The organism is Catenulispora rubra (assembly GCF_015356825.1).
Taxonomy (GTDB): Bacteria; Actinomycetota; Actinomycetes; order Streptomycetales; family Catenulisporaceae; genus Catenulispora; species Catenulispora rubra.
The window spans coordinates 1-2754 of sequence record NZ_JAACYW010000547.1 but is presented as its reverse complement, the minus strand read 5'-3'; the positions used below and the strand labels follow the sequence as shown (position 1 = coordinate 2754).

At 67.5% G+C, this 2754-nt stretch carries 2 protein-coding genes; both read left to right on the top strand.

The window, feature by feature from the left end:
• Nucleotides 1–171: 171 nt before the first annotated feature.
• On the top strand, nt 172–1827 hold the full coding sequence (gene istA, locus GWK61_RS53785) for an IS21 family transposase (protein ID WP_194922161.1): 1656 nt from the start codon (nt 172–174) through the stop codon (nt 1825–1827).
• On the top strand, nt 1806–2690 hold the full coding sequence (gene istB / locus GWK61_RS53780) for an IS21-like element helper ATPase IstB (RefSeq protein WP_194922160.1): 885 nt from the start codon (nt 1806–1808) through the stop codon (nt 2688–2690). The genes istA and istB overlap by 22 nt, the downstream gene beginning before the upstream one ends.
• The last annotated feature ends 64 nt before the right edge of the window (nt 2691–2754 follow it).

Below are 2754 nucleotides of genomic sequence, written 5' to 3'. Positions count from 1 at the left end.
TGGCTAGGGCGGCTTGCCGCAGACCCGCTGCGACGGCCTGAGTCGGGACCATTCAAGGGTTGGCGTGATCTGGTGCATGTGGGCGCGAAGGTAGTGTCGGTCTGAAGTAGACCCACCTGTGGTGTTGCGGTGCAACGCTTGTTATGGTTCGCCACATCCGGGAGGGTTCCGATGGGTCTGTCCAGGGAAGAGCTGTTCGCTCGGATACGTATCGACTCAGAACGCAGTGAGCTGTCGGTTCGCGGGCTGGCGCGGAAGTATGGCGTCGGACGGGGCACGGTGCGGCAGGCGTTGCGGTCGCCGGTCCCGGCTCCGCGTAAACGGCCGGTGCGCACGGCCCCAAGTCTGGGGCCGTTCCGGGAGGTCGTAGACGGTTGGCTGCGGGAGAACCTGAGATTGCCGGTGAAGCAGCGGCAGACCGCGCGGCGGATGACGGTGCGGCTGACCGAGGAGTTCGGGTCGACAGCGTCGTACTCGACGGTGCGGGACTACGTGGCGTTCCGTCGGCCGCAGATCGAGGCAGAAACCGGGGCTTCGGTGCGTTCGGCATCGGGGTTCCTGGCCAGGCGGAACGAGCCAGGCCAGGACGCGGAGGTTGATTTCGGGGAGCTGTGGGTCCGGCTCGATGGGGTGATGACGCGCTGCCATCTGTTTGTGCTGCGGATGGCGTTCTCCGGGATGGCGGTGCACCGGGTCTACGCGACGCCGACGCAGGAGGCGTTCCTGGACGGGCACGCCCACGCCTTCGAGGTGCTCGGTGGGGTCCCGACCGGGGTGCTGCGTTACGACAACTTGACGGCGGCGGTGGAGAAGCTGATCTTCCGAAGTCGGGACCGGATCGAGAACCCGCGATGGGCGGCGTTCCATGCGGCGTTGGGGTTCACACCCTGGTACTGCGAGCCGGGTATCAAGGGCGCGCATGAGAAGGGAGGCGTGGAGGGGCAGGTCGGGTTCTTCCGCCGGAACTATCTGTCTCCTCCGCCACAGGTCACCGACCTGGACGAGCTCAATACCCTGATCGAGGGATTCGAGAAGAAAGAGGCCGACCGGCGGATCGGGGTGCGGGAGCACACGATCGGGCAGTACTTCGCCGTCGAGGCGCCGCTGCTCACACCGCTGCCAGAGGGCGGCGCCGGCACCCGGCTGCTGCTGACGCCGGCGGTCGACAAGTTCGCGACGGTGACAGTGCGGACCAACCAGTACTCGGTGCCGGCCAGGTTTATCGGCCGCAAACTGCGGGTGATGCTGGGCGCCACCGATCTGATCGTGTTCGACCGGCGCACCGAGGTCGCCCGGCACCCGCGGCTGTTCGGCAGGGGCGTGTCCCACCTGGTGCTGGACCACTACCTGGAGATCCTGCTGCGCAAACCTGGTGCGCTGGCCGGGTCCCAGGCCCTGGATCAGGCAAAAGCCGCGGGGGCGTTCACCGCCGCACATCAGCGGCTGTGGGACGCCGCGATCACCGCCTGCGGCGATCGGCAGGCCGGGACCAGGGTGTTGATCGAGGTCCTGCTGCTGCACCGGCATCTGGGTGCTGACGACGTGACCGCCGGGATCACCGCCGCGCTGGCCTTGGGAGTTGCGTCTGTCGAGGTCGTGGCGCTGGAGGCGCGAAAACACGCCCAGGGCCATGGGCGGTCCCCGACAGTCACCGCCGCAGACGCCGCCCGTCTGCCGCTGGACGTCACGCCGGCCGCTGGGCCTGCGGTCGCCGCCCGGGTCGCCGGACTACCGGCCGATCGTCGTCCGGCACCGTCGCTGGCTGCTTACGACGCCTTGCTCACCCGAACTCCTGGAGGCATGCCGTGTCCCGCACCCGCGCCTTGACCGAGCAGGCCGCCGACGCCGCCATCGACACCGCCTGCCGGGTGCTGCGCCTGCCGTCGGTCCGCGACCAGTACGCCGAGACCATGGCCCGCGCCGAGCGGGAGAATCTCACCTACCGCGGCATGCTCGCCGAACTGCTGATGCTCGAGTGCGAGGAACGCGAACGCCGCCGCGCCGAGGCCCGGCTGCGCACGGCCGGGTTCCCGCGCCAGAAGTGGCTGGCCGACTTCGACTACACGGCCAACCCCGCGATCAACCCGGCGGTCATAAACAGCCTGGCCACCTGCGAATGGGTCCGCAACGGCCATCCGCTGTGTCTGATCGGCGACTCCGGGACCGGCAAGTCACACCTGCTCATCGGACTCGGATCTGCCGCAGCGATGGCCGGTTTCCGGGTCCGCTACGCCCCGGCGGCCAAGCTCGTCAACGAGCTCGTCGAGGCTGCCGACGAGAAGGTGCTGTCCAAGACAATCGCCCGCTACGGCCGGGTTGACCTTCTTCTGATCGATGAGCTCGGCTACCTCGAGCTGGACCGACGCGGCGCGGAGCTGCTGTTCCAGGTTCTCACCGAGCGCGAAGAGAAAAACAGTGTTGCGATAGCAAGCAATGAATCGTTCGGCGGCTGGACGAGAACCTTCACGGACCCGCGCCTATGCGGCGCGATCGTCGACCGCCTTACCTTCAACGGCACGATCATCGAGACCGGCACACAGTCCTACCGCCTCGCGCACACCCAGGCACGCCAGAACACGCAAAACGGAAAACCAGCAGCGAAACGTCCAGCCTCGCGAGCCGTCCTTGTTGAGGATGGGTCTGAATCGGACCGACACACGGACTCGAATGAGACCGCCTCCGAAGATTAACTCAACCCTCGAGTGGTCCCGACTCAGGCCGTCACAGCGGGTCTGCGGCAAGCCGCCCTAGCCA

Excerpts from the sequence above, each read along its gene's own strand:
- istA (WP_194922161.1), top strand. The coding sequence starts at position 172 with ATGGGTCTGTCCAGGGAAGAGCTGTTCGCTCGGATACGTATCGACTCA.